Origin of the sequence: Prevotella rectalis (assembly GCF_900607215.1) — a bacterium.
Classification (GTDB): domain Bacteria; phylum Bacteroidota; class Bacteroidia; order Bacteroidales; family Bacteroidaceae; genus Prevotella; species Prevotella brunnea.
In genome coordinates this window covers 430654-450786 of the sequence record NZ_LR027822.1, presented here as the reverse complement: position 1 = coordinate 450786, position 20133 = coordinate 430654, and the positions used below count along the sequence as shown (strand labels likewise).

The window sequence follows — 20133 nt, the reverse complement described above, 5'->3', positions numbered from 1 at the left end:
ATAAAAGAAGATGGACAACACCTAAGTTCCGTCATATTTTCGGCAAGGTCTTAGGGGGCTCGATGCCCCCTGGGACCTTTGGTGAAGATGGCATAAGACCGTCGTTCGCCATATTTTCGGCGTTCCAAAGATACGTTATATTTTTCTTTTTTGCAAGCATTTATCTCTTTTTCCAAAGATTTCTCCCGGGCTGTTCGCCTCTATAGACATCCATCGGACATTTCATTCCTATGCTCATATGCGGTCGTCTGTTGTTGTAGAAGGCTATTGCCTTGGAGATTTCCATATTGGCCTGGTCATAATCTCGGTACATCTCCTGCTGGTAAATCCACTCAACCTTAAAGGTTCCATTCGTCCTTTCCGCCACAGGATTGTCCGTAGGATTGTACCGTTCTGTCATACTAACCCTGATATGGTGGCACATAAGAGTTTCAACATATAGGTGGCAGGCGTATTGCGAACCTCTGTCAGAGTGGTGTATCGTTCCGCAGAGGTTGCCTCCTCCGGCTGCCTTAACTGCCATTAGCAATGCCTCCTTCGTATTTATAGCCTCCATGGTTTCGGATAAGCACCAGCCTATGACAGCATGTGAGTAAACATCTGTAATGAGATGGAGGTACAGGACGTTGCCGTAAATCCAAACGTAGGTTATGTCGGCTGCCCAAATGTGGTTAGCATACATTGCCGTAACACCTTGTACAAGATTAGGATACTTCCTATAAGGATGATTGGAGTCCGTTGTACGTCTTCGCTTGTTCTTGGGAAGCATAAGTCCTTCTGAAGCAAGTAGTTTTAAGAAGGAGTCGCGACCATGAGTAACATCTTCACCTAGCTCCGACTTGAGGAGGACGTGCAGTTTCACACCGCCTATCCCGGGACAGCAGGCACGATAGTAGAGTACATTGTCAACTATCAGTTTACGCCTTTGCCGCTCAGAAATCACAAGCTTGCTGCTTGCGTAATACCACTGGCGTTTCTTGCCAAACAGCCCACAGAGGAATTCCACGGATACACCGGGAAACTCCTCACGCAGCGCCGTTACTGTTTGGCACCATCTTTTTTTAAGATGCTGATACCCTCCTCGGATTCGGCTATCTCTATGAGTTTCTCATAGGCACGGCTGCGCATCTTCTCCAAAGACAATGCGTGTTGGAGGTTCACTATCTTCTGGCGCAATATCTCATTGTCTGTCAAATTCGTTTCTTTATGAGCCATACGATACCTCTGGATTACTTCCGAGGGCAAAGATAACGATTTTGAATCAACGGGCCAACGTTTCAGCCATTGGAACATTGAACCACTAGACACATTCCACTTACGCAATATGGACGCTTGAGAAGCACCGCTAGAATAATAATCGATTAACACTTGCAGCTTGAACGAATACGAAAATTCGCGCGGGGTTTTACGTTTTGTCATAATTTCTTACTTTTTTTATAGTCAGAATTGTGACAAGCTAAATCCGTATAAGACATGTTTGATAATCAGTGGGAAAAATGAGCCCTTCTTTCTCTTTCTGTTTGCTAATTTTCTCCTGTGTCCCGGGTGATAATAAATTGTCATTGCGAATGCTCGCCTTTGGCGGTAAAACATCCGATTCTTTATGTGTGAGCAATTGTTTGTTCGGAGATGTTATTGGAAGGTGTTGAGACATTTCTCGTGTCTCCCGCCCTCTGTTTGGCAAATCGGCTGATGCTGAGCAGTGCTCCAATGTAAATGCAGTTGATGATGGTTGATGTTCCACCTTTGCTGATGAGTGGAAGTGGCTGTCCGGTTACGGGTGCCAGACCTACGGCAACCGCCATATTGAACAGTGCCTGAGTTACCAACAGGAATGAGATGCCCATGGCAAGAAAAGCCGGAAAGGAATTTTCGCATTTGTTGGCTATTTTGCCTGTTCTGAAGAGTAGCACGATATAGAGCAGTGCCACTAACGCCGCGCCCACGATGCCCGTTTCCTCGATGATGATGGCATAGATGAAGTCAGAGAATGCCTGCGACAGGAAGTCGCGTTCGGTGGAGTTGCCGGGACCTTTGCCCACAACATTCGAAGAGGCAATGGCGATGTTGGCGTGTCCCACTTGAGCGTCTTTATCCAAGTCGAAGTCTTTTGGCGCAACATATTTATTGTCGAAAAATTTGTATATGCGAGCTTTCCATGTGTCGGCGCGGTGGAAGAGCTTGTCGATGGTACCTTCTTCTTTCTGTGTTTCCTGTATAGTCTGCTCTGTGAGGGTTTGTTTCGGATTTGTTGCAGCCTCGTTGTTCCCCACCAACATGATTAAGGCAAAGCAGAACACCGCGAATAACGCACATACACCAAGCAGTTTTCCTATTTGCTTCAAGGGGACTCGTCCCACGAACATCATCAATAGCACCGTTAGCGATATGAGCATCGCCGTGGATAAATTCTCGAAAACAATCGGGCCAATGATGAAAGCCGACACGATGAGGATGAAACGAAACGCTTTCTTGTCAGCTCCTTTGTCGGTCTGCATGGCACTTAAGATTTGTGAGATGGCAAGCACGAGCGCACCTTTTCCCAATTCCGATGGTTGGAATTGTATGCCTAAGAACGATATCCAGCGATTGGCTCCGTTGGTGGTTTCTCCTGCCAGCCAAACCCATATCAATAAGATAAAAGAGGCGAAGAGCAAGATGGGTGTGGCGAGTTTGAAGTAACGACACTTTATGTTCATGACTACAATCATCATGAACCAGCCCACGGTCAATGTACCGACATGCTTGAGGATGGGATTCCAATAGTTTCCGCCTTTGTAGGATAAGGAACTTGAGGCAGAGTACACCTCGATGATGCTTATGATACAAAGAAAGAAGAAGACCATCCAGATGACCTTGTCGCCTTTGAATATGTTGTTAATCGACCTATTGTTCATTGATGTTGATAAGAGATTTTTCTCACTTGTTGTTTGTAGTTCTTAAAGTGCTTTTACCAGCGACTTGAACTGATCGCCACGATCTTCCATGTTCTTGAAAAGGTCGAAGCTGGCACAGCATGGACTCAACAATACGGTGTCGCCTGCTTTTGCCATGTCGTAACAAGCCTTTACACATTCTTTCATGGAATGAGTGTCGCGAATGGGTATGCCGAGAGAATCGAAGTTGTCGTGCAACTTCTTGTTGTCGGCACCTAAATAAACCAATCCCACGCACTTCTTTTTCACCAAGTCCTTGATGGCATTGTAGTCGTTCCCCTTGTCTTTGCCTCCGATAATGAGGATGGTGGGCGTTCTCATGCTCTCGAGCGCATACCAGCAGGCGTCCACATTGGTGGCTTTCGAGTCGTTGATGTATTGCACGCCGGCCACCTTACACACCTTTTCCAATCTGTGTTCCACACCGGGGAAGTCGCTTAAACTCTTGCGTATGCTCTCTTTTCTTATGCCACTGATATTTGAGGCAATGCCCGCGGCCAAAGAATTATAAATGTTATGTTTCCCCGTTAGCGAGAGAGCCTCCTGCTCCATGTTGAAAGGAGTGGGCTTTTCTATCGTGTATTGCCCTTCCTCGATGTATCCAATGCTACCTTTCTCCTTGAGTTCGGAGAATGGATATTGTACGGCTTTCACATCGAACTTCTCCAACTCTTTCTTGATAACGGGGTCGTCGTTCCAATAAATGAAGCTGTCGTCTTTGGTTTGGTTTCTGATGATGCGCATTTTTGCATCGGCATAGTTCTCAAACTTGTATTCGTAACGATCAAGATGGTCGGGAGTTATGTTGAGCAAAATGGCGATGTTCGCACGGAAATCGTACATGTTGTCGAGTTGAAAGCTACTCAACTCTATGATATAATATTCGTGTGGGTCTTCGGCAATTTGTAAAGCCAGACTCCTTCCGATGTTACCTGCAAGCCCGACATCGTAACCTGCGTCTTTGAAGATGTGATATATCAGACTTGTTGTCGTGGTCTTGCCGTTGCTTCCCGTGATACAAATCATCTTGGAATCGGTGTATCGCCCGGCAAATTCTATTTCGCTGATGATGTGTGTACCTTGTTTGATAAGTTTCTGTATCATCGGTGCTTCTTTCGGAATGCCCGGGCTCTTGATCACCTCGTCGGCATTGAGAATCTTCTCCTCAGTATGATGTCCCTCTTCCCACTCAATGTTGTGGTCGTTCAACATCGTTTTGTATTTGTCCTTTATCGAAGCCATATCCGATACAAACACATCGAAGCCCTTGACCTTTGCGAGTATGGCGGCACCTGCACCGCTTTCTCCTGCTCCTAAAACAACTATTCTATTCATATTCTTCTATCTTATCTTCAATGTTATAATGGTCAGTGCGGCAAGAATGATGGTAATGATCCAAAAACGAATGGTTATCTTGCTCTCATGAATGGCAGAGTGGGGCGTCTTTATCAGATAAGTGCACTCCGGATCTAACTGACTCTCTTGTGTGCGGAAATTGTCGTGAATGGGAGTACGCTTGAATATGCGACGCTTAATGCCTTTGCGTTTTCCCGTCTTGAAGTAATATACTTGAATAATCACGCTCAGACTTTCCACAAAGAAAATTCCGCAGAGGATGGGTAATAACAATTCTTTGTGGATGATGATGGCTCCGACAGCTATGATGCCACCGATGGTAAGGCTTCCGGTGTCGCCCATGAACACTTGCGCGGGATAAGCGTTGTACCAAAGGAAACCTATCAGCGCACCGATGAATGCCATGAAGAACACTACCAATTCTTCGGAGTCGGGAATGTACATGATATTTAGATAAGCCGCATATTCTATATGACTGCTGACGTATGCCAATATGCCCAGCGCAACCCCGATGATGGCTGAGTTTCCCGCGCACATCCCATCCATTCCGTCATTGAGATTGGCACCGTTGGAAACTGCCGTAACCACAAAGATGGTCATAATGACAAACAATATCCAACCGGCAGCGGTTTTGTGCTTACCGCAAAACGACATAATCCCGGAATAATCAAGATTGTGATTCTTGATAAAGGGTATTGTTGTCTTGAGCGTCTTTTCGGCTTCATCTTTGTGTTTCACCACAATCTCCTTGTCGTTTTTATTGCTCACTTCTACATTGATGTTAGCCTTAACATCAGGAGAAGCCCACAAAACCAGCCCGACTATCAAACCAATGGTAAACTGTCCGATAATCTTGTACTTCCCTTTCAGCCCTTCTTTATTGTGTTTGAATATCTTTATGTAATCGTCCATGCCACCGAGGAATCCCAGCCAAATTGTGGTGATAACCATTAGGATGAGATAGATGTTGCGTAGGCGGCCAAGCAACAATACCGGGATGAGCAAAGCCATAATAATGATAATTCCTCCCATAGATGGAACACCAATTTTGTTAATGCCAAAAGGGTCAATGCTCGCGTCGCGTTGGGTTTCGGTGATTTGTTTGCTCTTCAAGTATTTAATAAACTTTTCACCAAACCATGCGGATATTACCAATGCCAGTATCAACGCCAGTATGGCGCGGAAACTGATGTAGCCCCATAGGTGGGAACCGCTGATGCCAAAATGATCGAGCCAACGGAAGATGTAGTACAACATAATATCTTTGTCTTTTTGTTTATGACTGCTTTTTTGCTTCTTTTTTTCGAGAGAGCTATTTAGTGCCGAATATCTCCTTTACTATCTCGTGGTCATCGAAGTGATGTTTCACACCCTTGATTTCCTGATAGGTCTCGTGTCCCTTGCCGGCAATGAGAATAACGTCTCCTTTCTCTGCCATCATACATGCCGTGCGAATGGCTTCGCGCCGGTCTGTGATGCTGATTACTTTTTTCTTCTGGGTGTTGTCAAGCCCTTCCAGCATGTCATCGATAATGACTTGTGGATCTTCGTCTCTCGGATTGTCGCTGGTGAGAATGACTTTGTCGCTCCGTCTCACGGCTTCTACCGCCATTAGTGGTCGTTTTCCCTTATCGCGGTTGCCTCCGGCACCACATACGGTAATCACCTTTCCACCTTTACCGTCAAGTACGTCATGGATTGCCATCAACACGTTTTCCAATGCGTCCGGCGTGTGAGCGTAATCCACCACGGCGGTAATGCCTTCAGGTGAGTTGATGGGTTCCAACCTGCCATTAACGCTCTTCAAGGTGCTGAGAGCCAATAGTATGTCATCGGGCTGTTTGCCCAACATGATTGCGCATCCATAAACCGCGAGCAGATTGCTCACGTTGAACTTTCCGATAAATTGCACACCCACTTCCTTGCCGTCAATCTCAAGGTACATGCCTTCAAAATGACTTTCGAGTATTTTTGCGCGGAAATCCGCCATTCGCTTGATGGAATAGGTTTTGATTTTTGCCTTGCAATTCTGAACCATTACCATTCCGTTCTTATCATCTGCGTTGGTAATGGCAAAGGCGTCTTTTGGTAATTCATCGAAAAACATTTTCTTGGCGTTTCGATAATTCTCAAAAGTCTTGTGATAATCAAGATGATCTCTGGTAAGATTGGTGAACAACCCACCCGTGAATTTCAATCCGCCTATCCGTCTTTGGTGAATGGCATGACTGGAACACTCCATGAAGGCGTATTCACAGCCGGCTTCCACCATCTTTTGCAATAGTTGATTGAGTTCTATGGGATCCGGAGTGGTGTGGTCGGCAGGTACTTCCACATCGTCAATGTAGTTGCACACTGTTGATATGAGTCCGGTCTTTGCTCCGAATTTCCGAAACATATGGTATAACAATGTCGCTATGGTCGTTTTTCCGTTCGTTCCCGTTACTCCCACCAGCTTGAGCTTGCGCGATGGATTTCCGTAGAACGTTGTCGCCACATTGCCAACGGCTTCTTCAGTGGATTTTACTTGAATGTAGGTTACATTGTCGGCAGGCTTTTCGGGCATGTCTTCCAACAAAACAGCCGTAGCTCCCAACTCTATTGCCTTTGAAATGAAGCGATGCCCATCCGTTTGCGTGCCTTTTACGGCAATGAACATCTGACCTTTCTCTATTTTGCGACTGTCAATGTTGATGCCTGTAATCTCGACATCATCTTTTCCCTTTATGTTCAGGGGTCTTACAGACTTCAGTAAATCATGTAGTTTCATAGTTTTCATCTTTAACTATATCTTTTTTGAAATAGCGTGTGTTGATTATCCGAGCGATAACACACAAACCATTCCTTTTCTTATCTTTTCTCCGGTTCCAATCGACTGCCTGAGTACTTTCCCCCTGCCGTTGATTCTCACTTTTAATCCTTTCTTTTCCAGCATAAAAACAGCATCTCTGGCTCCCATTCCGCGGACGTCGGGCATCGAATTGCTTGCGTTTGTGGGTTGCCGGGTAAGTCTCATGCCGTTTTTGTCGCTTTCCATGCTTCCCCAAATTGGCGCTCCGAACGGATAAGCACCGTTCCAACCATTCTTGACGTTGAAGCCTAAACTGTTGAGCACATAGTCCGTTGCAAGCAGATTCCCCAATTTTACGGTTGGGATGAGGCTCGACAAGGAGTCCTTTGCATCCGTAACGCTGAGTTTTAAGCTCTGTGCCATGATGCCTTCAGCAATGTTATGGAATACCAAACCACTCATTCCGCCTCCGGAAGCAGGTAGTCCCGATTTCTGAATGCAGACAATGCAACTGTACCGTGGGTTGTCGGCGGGGAAATAACCGGCAAAGCTCAGCAGATAGTTGGTAACCCCGGATTTATACCCCAGTGCTCCTTTCGACATCTGTGCCGTACCGGTTTTTCCGGCTACTGCAAATTTGTCCGAACCGGCACGCTTACCTAATCCCTCTGAAACCACTTCGGTCAGTATTCGCTGAATTTGCGTAATCGTGGATTCTTTCGCTATGCTTTCGCGTACTACCTGTGGCGGATAATCTATGAGTACTTCTCCATTTTTTACCACCTGTTTTACGAAACGCGGTCTCACCATTTTTCCGTTGTTGGCAATGGCATTGTAGAAAGTAAGCGTGGAAATTGGGGGTACTTGCGTTTCATAACCAATGCTCATCCATGGCAATGCCGTTGCACTCCAATTGGTGTATTGGTTATGTTTGTTCTTATGTGGCATTCGAATGATGGCGGGGGAATAGCCGATGATGGGGATTTTCAGATCGTCTGCCAATCCCAATTTGTAAATCCCTTTTACGAACTTTTCCGGGTTTTTGTGATAGTGCATATCGATGATGCGACTTACCCCCACGTTGGAACTGTACTTTAGTGTCCACGGCAGCATAAGTGTGCCATAACCTCCGCGTCGCCAATTGTGATCTTTCATGTCGCGACCGTACATATTCCATACGCCACCACCTGTTTCCACCATGTATGTAGTGTCGGTTACACCTTCATCAAGTGCAACCATGATGGAAGCTGTCTTGAAAACAGAACCCGGTTCCAGTAAGTCGCTTACCGCATGATTCTTGATTTCGCGGTATTCGCCATCATCGCACTTGTCGAGATTTACGATGGCTTTGATGTCTCCGGTTGCCACCTCCATGACAATTGCCACACCCACGTTGGCATTGATGTCTTTCAATTCGTTTACGAGAGCACGCTCGGCAAGGTCTTGCATCCCCACGTCTATTGTCGTAACGATGTCGGCGCCGTCGATAGGTGGTGTGTCGGTGATATCAAGAAACTTGTTTCTTACTTTTCTGCGATGCTTTATTCCGTCAGTTCCGCGAAGAATCTTGTCGTAATAAAGTTCCAGTCCGCATCTTGCCGTATCTTTCGCGCCATAAAGGTCGCCCACGGTGCGTTTCGCTAACGATCCGAATGGTCGTCTGCGTGCATTGAATTCCTCCCAATGGAATCCGCTCTTATATATAGAAAGGTGGAATATGGGGAGTTTCTGTACCTCCTTGAATGTATTGTAGTCAATGCGTTTCCCATAGATGGGGAAGTGGCGTCGGTTCGCTTCCATTGCTTCCATCAATTCTTTCTTGAAACTCAATGCCGGTTTCTCCGGGAATAGTTCGTTCAAACCATTTGCGATGAAGTTGATGCTATCCATGAAAGCTGTGTCGTTTCCTGCCTTTTTTAAGGCATCGAAGTCCATGTATATTTTAAATTCCGGCAACGAGCTTGCCATAAGCTCCCCATCGGCACTGAGAATGTTTCCGCGCGTGGGAATTATGGGAACGCTGTCTTTTTTCTGTTTCTCCGATACTTCCATCCAATAATTTCGTTTTACGGTCATGGTATAGACCGCTTTGCCGAGTATGCTTATTGAGCAAAGCACCATTACGATGGCGATGACGCTGTACCGGGGAATGATTTTTCTGTTATTGAATTTGCTCATATCTTCTTAATCTTCTGGTACATTGATGATGAACGGTGGACGAGATGACATTTTCAGCACGCTGTCCTTGTTTGTCTTTAGTATCTCTAACACGTGGCTTTCTCGCGTCCTCTCTGTCAGCTGGCTGCTGCTGGACAAAGCCCGATATTTGGCATCCTCGAGCTCTAACGTCAATCGGTCTATCTCGATTAAATCTTTTTGTACGCTGTATCGATTGGATATATAAACGATGATGAAAGCCACCATGAGTATAATCAGCCATATATTATTCCGCAGCAGATGGGCATATAAAATGTCGCCACCCAAGATCTTTTTCAATGTGAAGTTGGCAGAAGCCGGTTGCTCGTCTTCTCGCGCCTGTTCCGCAATGGCAGCTTTAAGCGTTTCTCTCTCCTGTTCTATTCTCTCTCTTTCTTTTTCTTCTGCTTCTTTTTTGACTTTTTCTTTCGCGTCTTCTGCTTCGTGAAGTTTCCCCCCTTGCCGGCTATTCGAAGTTTCGTCCTCGGCTTCTGTCTTTTCGTTGATTTCCAACTTGATGCCTTCTTGTACATCGGTATCTAACGATAGTCTGAGCGCGGCGTCCATTTCAGCGTCGGGCATCTTTTCAACAGCATTTCCCTCGAACCCTTGTTCGGTGGTTGCCGGTGTCTTTCCGATGTTTTTATCCTTCATGTTCATTTGGCATCTTTTCAGCGATTCTCAGTTTTGCGCTTCTGCTTCGTGGGTTGATGGCTTGTTCTTCTTTGCTCGGAGCAATGATTTTGTTGTTGATGAGGCGGAAGGGGGCATCGACATTCCCATAAAAGTCTTTCTTTATCTTTCCCTCGATGTTTCCGGATTTCATGATGTTTTTTACCAGCCTGTCTTCCAGAGAGTGATAGGTGATTACGCTGAGCCTGCCTCCGGGGCGCAATAGGTCTTTTGCGGCTTCGAGCATCTCACGGAGCGCGTCCATCTCATGATTTACTTCTATGCGCAGGGCTTGGAAGAGTTTTGCCGTTTCTTTCTTCCCACGCTCTTTCCTGAACAATGGTTCTACTACGGCTTGAAAGTCTTTGGTTGTACGTATGGGATTTTTTTGTCTATTCTCCATCACTGCCGCTGCAATTTGTCTTGAGTTTCTCAGTTCTCCGTAGAGATAGAAAATGTTGGCAAGCTCTTCTTCTTTGTAATTCTCAAGGATATCGGCAGCCGTCCTGCCCGCGCGTTTGTTCATTCTCATGTCGAGTGGTGCATCGAATCTGAAAGAGAACCCTCGTTCTTCATCATCGAAGTGGTGGCTGCTCACCCCTAAGTCGCCTAACAGTCCGTCTATCCGTTCAATGCCATAATACTGCATCCAGTTTCTGAGGTATCTGAAGTTTGATCGGACAAACGTAAAGTTTTTCGGCATCTCCCTTAAGTCGCTCAGCGTCTTAATATTTTCTTCCGCATCGGCATCTTGGTCGAAGCTGAAGAGGTGTCCTTTTTCGCTCAGTCGAGAGAGAATTTCTCTGCTATGTCCCCCACCGCCGAAAGTAACATCAACATAGATGCCTTCGGGGTGAATGTTCAAACCATCAATGCTTTCTTTTAGCAAGACGGGAACGTGATATGTGGCTGCGGTCTTTATCATTCCGCGCGATTGGTTTTTGTCGTTTCGTTATCCGCACCTATTGTTTTCCCCATCGTGTCTTCCATTGCCTTTGAGAAGTCGTCGGCGTTTAAGAACCGGCTTGGGTTGTCGGTGCTCCACAATTCAATGCAGTCATCCATGCCGATGAACCGTATGCTCTGCTCTATATGCGCCATTTTTATGTAACGTTTCGGAATCAGAAAGCGTCCGTTGCCATCAAGTGTGATCATTTCTACATCGGATACAAACTGTCGATAGACCATTTGGTCGCGCTTGTTCCAACGGTTCAGTTTTTGGCGCAGGCAATCCAACATTTCATTCCATACGCATTCGGGATAAAGCACAAGGCAATCCTGAAAGACATCTTTTCGGAGAATGAGCGAATCAGTTCCGAAAGTGCCCAATACCTTGCGAAATCCGGCGGGGAGAAAAGCCCGTCCTTTGACATCTATTTTTGCTTCCGTACTTCCTAAAAACCGCATGCGTACTTATTTAATAATTGAAATTCGGTTCAAAGTTATACAAAATTCCCCACATATCCCCACTGTACGCCACGATATTTGTCGAAAAGTTGGTTTTTTATGATTTTTAACAGCTTGAGAAATCTTCTTGTAATTTAAATATCTTGGTAAATCTTATGTCAAAGTTGTGAATTTTTTACATTTTCTTTGAGAAATCGCCATTTATTTCAAAAGGTTTCGTTATTTTTGCATTCAGTAAGTTATTATTAAGTTCAAAGAACGAAAATGGAAAAAACCATCGAGGTGGACAAAATCCTTGCCGACAAGATGGGTACGAGAGCCAAATACGTGCCTTGCTTTGCGGTGAATTGGTTAAAACACATCATACACGAAGACGAGGTGAATGACTTTTTGTGGAAAAGTCGCGATAAGTCAGGTACGGAATGGTTAAACGAGTGTGTTCGCTACCTTGACATGACGTTGAAATTGGAAGGAATGGACAATCTGCCTGCAAAGAACGATGGTAAATTATATACTTTTGTTTCCAATCATCCTTTGGGAGGGCAGGACGGAGTGGCTTTAGGCTCGATAATAGGACAACATTATGATGGGAAGTTTCGTTATTTGGTAAATGACTTGTTGCTCAATCTTCCCGGATTAAAACCGGTGAGCATCGGAATCAATAAAACGGGCAAACAAAGCAGGGATTTTCCACGGATGGTAGAGGTGGGCTTTGCAAGCGATAATCACATGCTGATGTTCCCGGCAGGGCTGAACAGTCGGAAAATCAACGGAAAGATACAGGATTTGCCTTGGAAAAAGACCTTTATTTCCAAAAGTGTGGAGACCCAACGCGACGTAGTTCCGATTCATTTCAGTGGGCAAAACTCGGAGCGGTTCTATAGAATAGCGCATTTCAGCGATAAATACCTCAGGAAAGTGAATATAGCAATGCTCTTCCTCGTGGATGAGATGTATAAAAATGTAGGAAAAACATTTAAGATTTCCATAGGTAAGCCTATTCCATGGCAGACATTCGATAAGAGCAAAACACCGATGGAATGGGCACAATTTGTAAGAAGTAAAGTCTATGAACTTGCCTGATAATGCAGCGAGGGAAACCGGCTGCTATAAAAATAATCATGATGGATATGGAAGAAGAGATAATTCAGCCTGTAAATAAAGAACTCCTCAAGAGCGAACTCACCCCGGATAGATTGCTTCGGGCGACAAACAAGAGTCATAACGAAATTTATGTGGCATCCGCTGTCGAGGCGCCCCATTTGATGGATGAAATAGGGCGACTCAGAGAAATAGCGTTTCGCAGTGCCGGGGGCGGAACCGGGAAAGCGAAAGACATTGATGAATTCGACTTGATGCCCGATGGCTGCAAGCAATTGATTGTTTGGAATCCGGAAATGGAGGAAATCATCGGGGGGTACAGATATATCTTCGGCTCAGATTGGCATTTACAACCCAATGGGCAGCCGGTTGTCGCGACAAGTCACATGTTCCATTTCTCGGAGAAGTTCATGAAGGAATTTGCTCCTTACACCGTGGAACTGGGACGCTCATTCGTTTCGCTTGAATACCAAAACGGCAGGAAAAACAGCAAGAGCATTTTCGCTTTGGATAACCTTTGGGATGGGTTGGGAGCTTTGATGGTGCTCAATCCAGAATGTAAGTATTACTTTGGAAAAATGACAATGTATCCGTCCTATATCCGACGCGGACGCGACATGATACTCTACTTCCTGAGAAAATATTTTGGAGATAAAGACAACCTGATTATCCCGATAAAACCGTTGAAAATTGATACTCCGGAGGAAGAATTTGAGGGTTTGTTTGCCGGAGATAATTTCAAGGAGGACTACCGTATCCTAAATCGGCAAATTCGACAATTGGGCTACAACATTCCGCCATTGGTGAATGCTTACATGAACCTCTCTCCCACGATGCGACTTTTCGGAACCGCCATCAATTACGGCTTTGGCGAAGTGGAAGAAACCGGTATCTTGATTGCCGTGGACGAAATTTTTGAAGAGAAACGCATCCGACATATCGAAAGCTTCGTGAAGGATCATCCGGAAGTGTTGCACATCACAAGTGGCGCGAATAACGTTATTTATCGCGACAAGGGACATGTGAATTGATTATTCTGTCCGTCTCTCACCTTATGCCGCTCCATAATTTTCTACCCCATGAAACTTTAGATGCCTTTTTGTAAAGATAAATAACCAAAAATAATGCTTTCAAAAAATGCGGTTTTAGAAAAAATAGAGCCAAACGGTTGCTCTTTTCTGCCAAAAAGAAACATGTTTTTTCGCTTTTATCGGGCCTTTTTTGCAAAAGCACACTTATTGCAATTCGAAAGCTAAGCTTTTGCAATCCGAAAGCTTAGCTATTAAAACACAAAAGCTTAGCCTTTTGTGTTAAAAACTGCATTAATTAAAGCATATTCGCTCAGAGTAAATCTTTCGGTATGCTCATATTGTACAGTTAATCAATTGATTAGCTTAATTGCCAACCATTGTGTTATTTGTGGGCAGATATTCTTTGAAACGAAAATATGCCCATGATTTGCGACTGTTTGTAAAAAAAGTTCACAATCATTAATTATCTTTGGATGATAATTTCTAAAATGCACTTGATACCCTTTCAAGGGGCTTCATTTGCAAGTAATCGCACTCTGTTTTGTAAGCATTACAGATTTTGAAATTACAGCCTGAAGTTAAAGTAAGTTAATGAGGAGGACAATTCTCATAAATTCTTATTTATCCCTATAATAAATGGCTACTTTTGCAAAGTATATAGGACGAATTAACAACGATGCCATCAACCCTTGTTGCCAAAGAACTGCCCATCGTCTTGACACCCATCTTCTTTGAGGCGCGAGAGAGGAGTAGAACTTGGTATATGCGGAATAATTGATGATAATGATTCGCTCACTTGCTTCTTTCGCACTCGCAAAGGAGCAAGTTGAACGATTGAATAATGAATATTTGATTTATAAATAAAACTTAATCTTAAATTAAAAAGTTATGGACAACAAAGAAAAGGCTTTTCGTATAGAAAGCGACCTTCTTGGAGAACTTCAGGTTCCGGCTGATTCCTACTATGGAGTGCAGACTCAGCGCGCAGTGAATAATTACAAAATCTCAACCATGAGAATGTGTGATTATCCCGATTATGTCATCGCGGCTGCTTATGTGAAACTGGCTGCTTCCGAAACGAATCGCGAACTTGGAGAAATCAACGATGAAATTTGCGACGCCATGGCACAGGCTTGTCGTGAAATCATCGATGGCAAGTTCCATGAAGATTTCGTTACCGACATGGTTCAGGGCGGTGCGGGCACTTCCGTGAATATGAATGCCAATGAGGTGATTGCAAATCGTGCTTGCGAAATACTCGGTCATAAGAAAGGCGAACACAAGTATTGCGCTCCCAACGATCATGCCAATTGTGGTCAGTCCACCAACGATGCTTATCCAACGACCATTCGTTTGGCGTTGATTCGCATGAACAAAACGCTTGTTGAGGCATTGACAAAACTTGTGGCTTCCTTCCGTGCCAAAGGGGAAGAGTTCAAGAGCGTTATTAAGATGGGACGCACACAGTTGCAGGATGCCGTTCCCATGACTGCGGGACAGGAATTTAATGCTTTTGCCAACACATTGGAAAATGAAATCAAGAATTTAAACGATGCTGCCGCATTGCTTCACGAAATCAATATGGGTGGAACGGCTATCGGAACAGGCTTGAACGCTGCTCCCGGCTTCCCGGAAATCTGCGCTAAGAAACTTTCCGAACTGACAGGTATGGAATTCAAACCTGCAAAAGATCTTGTTGCTGCCACACCCGACACCGGCGACTATGTTGGCTATAGCCAGGCAATGAAGCATTTGGCAATACGATTGTCTAAGATTTGCAACGATCTTCGCTTGATGGCTTCGGGTCCGCGTTGTGGCCTTCATGAAATCAACCTGCCACCGATGGCACCGGGTTCAAGCATCATGCCGGGTAAGGTTAATCCGGTAATACCTGAAGTAACCAATCAGACTTGTTTCAAAGTGATGGGCAACGATACAACTATCATGATGGCAGCTGAAGCCGGTCAGTTACAGTTGAACGTGATGGAGCCAATCATCATGCAATGTCTGACAGAGGATATTACATGGATGACCAACGCGATGAATACCCTTCGCGAGAAGTGTATCGACGGTATCACCGTAAATGCGGAGCACACCAGCGAAATGGTTAAACATTCTATTGGCATCGTAACGGCACTCAACCCATATATCGGATATAAGAACAGTACGAAGATTGCCAAAGAAGCTTTGGAAACAGGAGCTTCTGTTTATGATCTCATACTGAAACAGAATGTTCTTTCTAAGGAACAGCTCGATAAGATACTCTCTCCGGAACACATGTTAGGTTCTGAGGAAAGAGTGAAATAAAAAGATTGTCTTTTGTAATAAATCGTGTGTACACGGCTTTCATAGCTCGTGTGTGCACGATTTATGGATTTACTCTTTCCAAATCTCGAACGAAGCTGTGGACAACGAAGCTCCGCTGGTGAGGAGTTAGAGATTTTAGACCTCGTTCCACAAATGAAACACCGAACAAGAAAATCCCGGTATCGCACCGTTTGGATGGATACCGGGATTTTTCAATTATTATTCCACTAAATTTTATTTTCTCAAGCGTTCAAATCGTGGTTCACGTTGATAGCTTTCGCTATGGTTAATACCACTATCGCAGCGATTAAAAATATTGTAAACATGATCTTTTTACCTTTCTGAGAGCCCTTTGCTCTCGTTCTTTATGTTATTATTTTTCTTGTTTTCAAATGCAAAGGTACTGCCACAATTCTTTTGAAGCAAGTCGTTTCCCTCCTTTTTTCCAAAAAGATGCCGTTTAATTGCTTTATGTCAAGTGAGTGGACTCTTATCCATCCTGATTTTTGGATGAAGCAAATATTTTCCGTACTTTTGTTACGAAAAGCAGAAAGGTAGCGAAATGGAGAAAAACGACGAACTGAGGACAGCCTGGGACTTTGTGGAACACACGGGAATAAGCATCTTTCTTACCGGAAAAGCCGGCACCGGAAAGACAACCTTTCTCCGTGTCGTGAAAAAACACAGTAAGAAGCGCATTATTGTGGTAGCCCCCACGGGCGTAGCAGCTATCAACGCCGGTGGCGTTACCATCCATTCGTTCTTTCAACTTCCACTTTCTCCTTTTGTTCCTGAAGCGAGGATAGAATCAAAATTCAATTTCAGCAAGGAAAAACGTAAGATTCTACGTACACTCGACCTCCTTATTATCGATGAAATAAGTATGGTGAGAGCGGATACACTCGATGCAATCGATTCCGTGCTTCGTCGTTTCAGAAATCACACCCAACCCTTTGGAGGCGTCCAATTGCTGATGATTGGCGATTTGCAACAGCTCACACCTGTGGTTCGTCCGAACGAGGAGGATTTGCTGCGGAAATATTATGATACACCCTACTTCTTTAGTTCGCAGTCTCTGAAGAACATACAATATGTTACCATAGAATTGAACAAGGTCTATAGGCAACAAGACAATAATTTCGTGTCTATCTTAAATCATATTCGTTGCGGACTAACCACGCCGGACGACCTTCGACAGCTCAACCAACGCTATATTCCCGGTTTTACACCACCGCCCGATAGCGGGTACATCCGACTCACAACACATAACCGGATGGCTCACGACTACAACCGTCGCCAACTGCGAGACTTGTCTGACCGGGAATATACCTTTACGGCGGAAACGAGCGGTCAGTTCCCGGATTATAATTATCCGGCAGATTATGAGTTGAAGCTCAAGCGTAACGCACAGGTGATGTTTATTCACAATGATCCGGATGGAAAATACTACAATGGGCGCATTGGCTATATAGTTGAAATCAATGAAAAGCAAATTAAAATCTTGTGTTCGGGAGATACCGAAGCCATTGATGTTCAGTCTAACACATGGGAAAACACGAAATACACGCTCAACGAGCAAACCAAACAAATACAATCCGAGGTATTGGGCACTTTCACGCAATATCCCCTGCGATTGGCGTGGGCTATAACGATTCACAAAAGTCAGGGACTCACCTTCCAACACGCCATCATCGAGGCACAATGGGCTTTTGCTTCCGGACAAGTTTATGTGGCTTTGAGCCGTTGTCGCACGTTGGAAGGATTGGTGCTTTCATCACCTATCGATCAAAATGCCATCATTAATGATTCACGTGTAAGCAGTTACATCGGAAACCAAACCCAACAATCGCGAGAAAGCATCAAACGTCTGCCCGAGTTGAAAGAGTCTTATTACAGAATTCTGCTGCTTGAACTGTTTGATTTTAAGGAAATAAAACGCGATGAAACCGCACTTTTTCGTGTAGTGTCAGAGTTTTATCATAAATATCCCAAGGTGCAGGCACTTCACAAGACCGCTCTTTCTGATTTGGATGAGCGTATCCTTTCCGTGGCGTCCAAATGGGAAGGCATTATCTCGGCAATGTCCAATGATAAGTTACATTCGATGGAGTTCTTGGAACGAGTTAAGAAGAGCGCACTCTATTTCTATGGCGAACTGACTGAGCTGTTTGAGCATTTGATGGAACTTACAAAATCATTGGAGAGCAACAATAAAATGGGAACAAAGCGTTTTCAACTCGCATTTTCTGATTTGCAGCAGACCTATCTCGCCAAAAAGCTCCTCTTGGAAACCATCATGCGCACGGGATTTACCACGAGCCTTTATCTGAAAGCGAAGCAAGAGGCAATCTTGTCCACACTGCCCGAAGACGGAAAGAGAAAGCGCAAAACAAAGGAGCGGAAGGAAAAAGCCGAACCTAAGGAGAAAACACAAGTTGTAACCTACAAACTTTTCCGACAAGGAAAGAGCCCGGAAACGGTCGCAAACGAACGAGGGCTCACGCTTTCCACCATTCAAGGACATTTAAGCCGATATATCGCCACGGGAGAAATACACTTAGAAGAAATTGTTGGCAACGAAAAAGCGAACTATCTGAGAAGGATTATAAAAGGAGTGAATACCGAGACAAATCTGACTGCCATCAAAAATATATGCAGAGAGGATGTTTCCTATGGCGATATTCGAATGGCACTTGCCGAGAAGGACTTGTCGAGAGGGTAAATTTGTCCATTCCCATCTTGTTGTCTTTTGTTCATAATATGGTTATCTTATTTGCCGATGTGGAAAATTAGGATAAATAGTCGTCCCTTGAAAAGTAAATAACCTATTGATTATCAATAAAATAGCCTTTCTATTATTTGTATATATCTACAAGTTTTTGTATCTTTGCATGGTAAAATCTTGCAAATCAACAATGTATAAATCTCCATCCAACACCCATCAGGTATCAATGTTTTGGGACTTGGCATCCATGCTCAATCCCACCCATCCAATGTACAAACTTGCCAATCTGATAAATTGGGAAACCTTTGAGCGTTCCTTTGCCCCCTTGTACTGTAAGGACAACGGACGCATGGCCAAGCCTATCCGCCTGATGGTCGGTCTTATAGTGCTGAAGCATATTCGCAACGTCTCGGACGAGAGCGTCGTGGAACAGTTCTCGGAGAACGCCTACTACCAGTATTTTTGCGGAATGGAATCCTTCACCATCGCCAAGCCTTGCGTACCGACGGAACTCGTGGAGTTCCGCCATCGCATTGGCGAGGCGGGCATGGAGTTGATTCTCAAGGAGAGCATCCGGGTCAACCTGCTGCTTGACGACAAGCGGAAAGAGAATGAAAACAGAAATGACGGCAAGGACGGTCGTGGACGCAAGTCCGACACCGAGCAGACAGCCTTTATCGACTCAACCGTGCAGGAGAAGAACGTCACGTTCCCCACGGATTCGAAACTCCTGAATAAAATCATCGGTTTCTGCCGCGACGTGGCTCATGCAGAGCATCTCAAGGTGCGCCAAAGCTATGCCGGGGAAATCAAGAGACTTAAGCTTGTGCAGCGTTTCCGTGGCAGGAAGAACAGTTCAGCCAAGGTAAGGAAAGCCGACCGTCGGATGCGCACCATCGCCGGAAGGCTGGTGCGCGAGCTGGTTCGGAATTTGCCCCCTGAGAACTCTTACCAAGAACGTATTGAGGTCTGCATGAAGTTTGTTAACGGCGAGAGAATGGACGGTCACAAGATCTACTCCCTTCATGAGCCGGACGTGTTGTGCATCAGCAAGGGGAAGGACCACAAGAAATACGAGTTCGGCAATAAAGTCTCCCTTGTCAGACTGTGGAATGGTCTCATTGTCGGTGCATTATCTTTCCGCAATGAATACGACGGTCATACGATAGACAAGGCAATGGAGCAGGTCGGCAGGGTCTATGGCAGGAAAATCAAAAGACTCGCTGGGGACAGAGGGTATCGCGGGCAGGAAACGTGCGGAGAGACGAACATCATGATACCCGGCGTTCCCAAGGCAAGCGACTCGCCACACACGAAAAAGAAAAAACAAATGTTCTTCCGCAAGAGAGCAGGAATAGAGCCTGTCATAGGGCACTGCAAGGCAGATCATCGATTGGGGAGGAACTTCTACAAGGGTCTCTTGGGTGATGCCATCAACGTGATGCTCGCTGCGGCTGCATTCAACTTCAAAAGAGCCATGCGGCTTCTTTTGTGCCTTATTCGAACTATGATAAAATGGAGTATTCAAGGAGTGGATTCCAACTTTAACGAAACAAAGGTGTTATCCAATACCTTTTGCTGGTTGTAAGTCGAGTTCTTGAGGGACGACTA

General features: G+C 44.9%; 15 protein-coding genes. 5 read left to right on the top strand and 10 right to left on the bottom strand.

Annotation, left to right across the window (positions count from 1 at the left end; translation table 11 throughout):
- Nucleotides 1-160 precede the first annotated feature (160 nt).
- The 10 genes from E0E16_RS10235 to mraZ all read right to left on the bottom strand — a co-directional run bounded on the left by E0E16_RS10235 (nt 161) and on the right by mraZ (nt 11358).
- Nucleotides 161-1006 carry an IS3 family transposase gene (locus tag E0E16_RS10235; protein WP_025878265.1) on the bottom strand — a complete coding sequence of 282 codons (846 nt, stop codon included), beginning with the start codon at nt 1004-1006 and terminating at the stop codon, nt 161-163.
- Between the two features lie 32 nt (nt 1007-1038).
- A complete protein-coding gene (locus E0E16_RS14445; RefSeq protein WP_130828438.1) occupies nt 1039-1419 on the bottom strand; it encodes a hypothetical protein in 381 nt (126 codons plus the stop codon).
- A gap of 182 nt (nt 1420-1601) precedes the next feature.
- Nucleotides 1602-2897 (bottom strand): FtsW/RodA/SpoVE family cell cycle protein, encoded by a 1296-nt coding sequence (locus E0E16_RS10225; protein WP_130830224.1) that lies wholly within the window; start codon nt 2895-2897, stop codon nt 1602-1604.
- A gap of 42 nt (nt 2898-2939) precedes the next feature.
- The gene (gene murD / locus E0E16_RS10220) at nt 2940-4271 is read right to left on the bottom strand and encodes a UDP-N-acetylmuramoyl-L-alanine--D-glutamate ligase (protein WP_130830223.1); all 1332 of its coding nucleotides are present in this window, start codon (nt 4269-4271) and stop codon (nt 2940-2942) included.
- 6 nt (nt 4272-4277) lie between these two features.
- The gene (mraY, locus tag E0E16_RS10215; protein WP_130830222.1) at nt 4278-5549 is read right to left on the bottom strand and encodes a phospho-N-acetylmuramoyl-pentapeptide-transferase; all 1272 of its coding nucleotides are present in this window, start codon (nt 5547-5549) and stop codon (nt 4278-4280) included.
- Nucleotides 5550-5604: 55 nt separating this feature from the next.
- Nucleotides 5605-7062 (bottom strand): UDP-N-acetylmuramoyl-L-alanyl-D-glutamate--2,6-diaminopimelate ligase, encoded by a 1458-nt coding sequence (locus tag E0E16_RS10210; protein ID WP_130830221.1) that lies wholly within the window; start codon nt 7060-7062, stop codon nt 5605-5607.
- Nucleotides 7063-7107: 45 nt separating this feature from the next.
- The gene (locus E0E16_RS10205; protein ID WP_130830220.1) at nt 7108-9261 is read right to left on the bottom strand and encodes a PASTA domain-containing penicillin-binding protein; all 2154 of its coding nucleotides are present in this window, start codon (nt 9259-9261) and stop codon (nt 7108-7110) included.
- Between the two features lie 6 nt (nt 9262-9267).
- Nucleotides 9268-9933 carry an FtsL-like putative cell division protein gene (locus E0E16_RS10200; RefSeq protein WP_240048125.1) on the bottom strand — a complete coding sequence of 222 codons (666 nt, stop codon included), beginning with the start codon at nt 9931-9933 and terminating at the stop codon, nt 9268-9270.
- Nucleotides 9923-10876, bottom strand: a complete 954-nt coding sequence (gene rsmH / locus E0E16_RS10195; RefSeq protein ID WP_130830219.1) for a 16S rRNA (cytosine(1402)-N(4))-methyltransferase RsmH — start codon at nt 10874-10876, stop codon at nt 9923-9925. Before rsmH ends, E0E16_RS10200 begins: the two co-directional genes overlap by 11 nt.
- On the bottom strand, nt 10873-11358 hold the full coding sequence (gene mraZ / locus E0E16_RS10190) for a division/cell wall cluster transcriptional repressor MraZ (RefSeq protein ID WP_130830218.1): 486 nt from the start codon (nt 11356-11358) through the stop codon (nt 10873-10875). The genes rsmH and mraZ overlap by 4 nt, the downstream gene beginning before the upstream one ends.
- Nucleotides 11359-11622: 264 nt before the next feature.
- Between mraZ and glsA the strand changes: the two genes are divergently transcribed.
- The 5 genes from glsA (at nt 11623) to E0E16_RS10165 (ending at nt 20110) form a co-directional block, all read left to right on the top strand.
- The gene (gene glsA / locus E0E16_RS10185) at nt 11623-12441 is read left to right on the top strand and encodes a lyso-glycine lipid O-acyltransferase GlsA (RefSeq protein WP_130830217.1); all 819 of its coding nucleotides are present in this window, start codon (nt 11623-11625) and stop codon (nt 12439-12441) included.
- A gap of 47 nt (nt 12442-12488) precedes the next feature.
- Nucleotides 12489-13490, top strand: coding sequence for a glycine N(alpha)-acyltransferase GlsB (gene glsB / locus E0E16_RS10180; RefSeq protein ID WP_130830216.1), 1002 nt, complete (start codon nt 12489-12491; stop codon nt 13488-13490).
- 888 nt (nt 13491-14378) lie between these two features.
- The gene (locus E0E16_RS10175; protein WP_130830215.1) at nt 14379-15797 is read left to right on the top strand and encodes an aspartate ammonia-lyase; all 1419 of its coding nucleotides are present in this window, start codon (nt 14379-14381) and stop codon (nt 15795-15797) included.
- Nucleotides 15798-16359: 562 nt separating this feature from the next.
- Complete coding sequence (locus tag E0E16_RS10170) at nt 16360-18519, top strand: helix-turn-helix domain-containing protein (protein ID WP_130830214.1); 2160 nt, start codon at nt 16360-16362, stop codon at nt 18517-18519.
- A gap of 193 nt (nt 18520-18712) precedes the next feature.
- Complete coding sequence (locus E0E16_RS10165) at nt 18713-20110, top strand: IS5 family transposase (protein ID WP_130830213.1); 1398 nt, start codon at nt 18713-18715, stop codon at nt 20108-20110.
- Nucleotides 20111-20133 lie beyond the last annotated feature (23 nt).

Bases quoted from the DNA above. Each gene is read 5' to 3' on its own strand.
- E0E16_RS14445 (WP_130828438.1), bottom strand. From the start codon at position 1,419: ATGACAAAACGTAAAACCCCGCGCGAATTTTCGTATTCGTTCAAGCTG.
- E0E16_RS10225 (WP_130830224.1), bottom strand. From the start codon at position 2,897: ATGAACAATAGGTCGATTAACAACATATTCAAAGGCGACAAGGTCATC.
- murD (WP_130830223.1), bottom strand. From the start codon at position 4,271: ATGAATAGAATAGTTGTTTTAGGAGCAGGAGAAAGCGGTGCAGGTGCC.
- mraY (WP_130830222.1), bottom strand. From the start codon at position 5,549: ATGTTGTACTACATCTTCCGTTGGCTCGATCATTTTGGCATCAGCGGT.
- E0E16_RS10210 (WP_130830221.1), bottom strand. From the start codon at position 7,062: ATGAAACTACATGATTTACTGAAGTCTGTAAGACCCCTGAACATAAAG.
- E0E16_RS10205 (WP_130830220.1), bottom strand. From the start codon at position 9,261: ATGAGCAAATTCAATAACAGAAAAATCATTCCCCGGTACAGCGTCATC.
- E0E16_RS10200 (WP_240048125.1), bottom strand. From the start codon at position 9,933: ATGAAGGATAAAAACATCGGAAAGACACCGGCAACCACCGAACAAGGG.
- rsmH (WP_130830219.1), bottom strand. From the start codon at position 10,876: ATGATAAAGACCGCAGCCACATATCACGTTCCCGTCTTGCTAAAAGAA.
- mraZ (WP_130830218.1), bottom strand. From the start codon at position 11,358: ATGCGGTTTTTAGGAAGTACGGAAGCAAAAATAGATGTCAAAGGACGG.
- glsA (WP_130830217.1), top strand. From the start codon at position 11,623: ATGGAAAAAACCATCGAGGTGGACAAAATCCTTGCCGACAAGATGGGT.
- glsB (WP_130830216.1), top strand. From the start codon at position 12,489: ATGGAAGAAGAGATAATTCAGCCTGTAAATAAAGAACTCCTCAAGAGC.
- E0E16_RS10175 (WP_130830215.1), top strand. From the start codon at position 14,379: ATGGACAACAAAGAAAAGGCTTTTCGTATAGAAAGCGACCTTCTTGGA.
- E0E16_RS10170 (WP_130830214.1), top strand. From the start codon at position 16,360: ATGGAGAAAAACGACGAACTGAGGACAGCCTGGGACTTTGTGGAACAC.
- E0E16_RS10165 (WP_130830213.1), top strand. From the start codon at position 18,713: ATGTATAAATCTCCATCCAACACCCATCAGGTATCAATGTTTTGGGAC.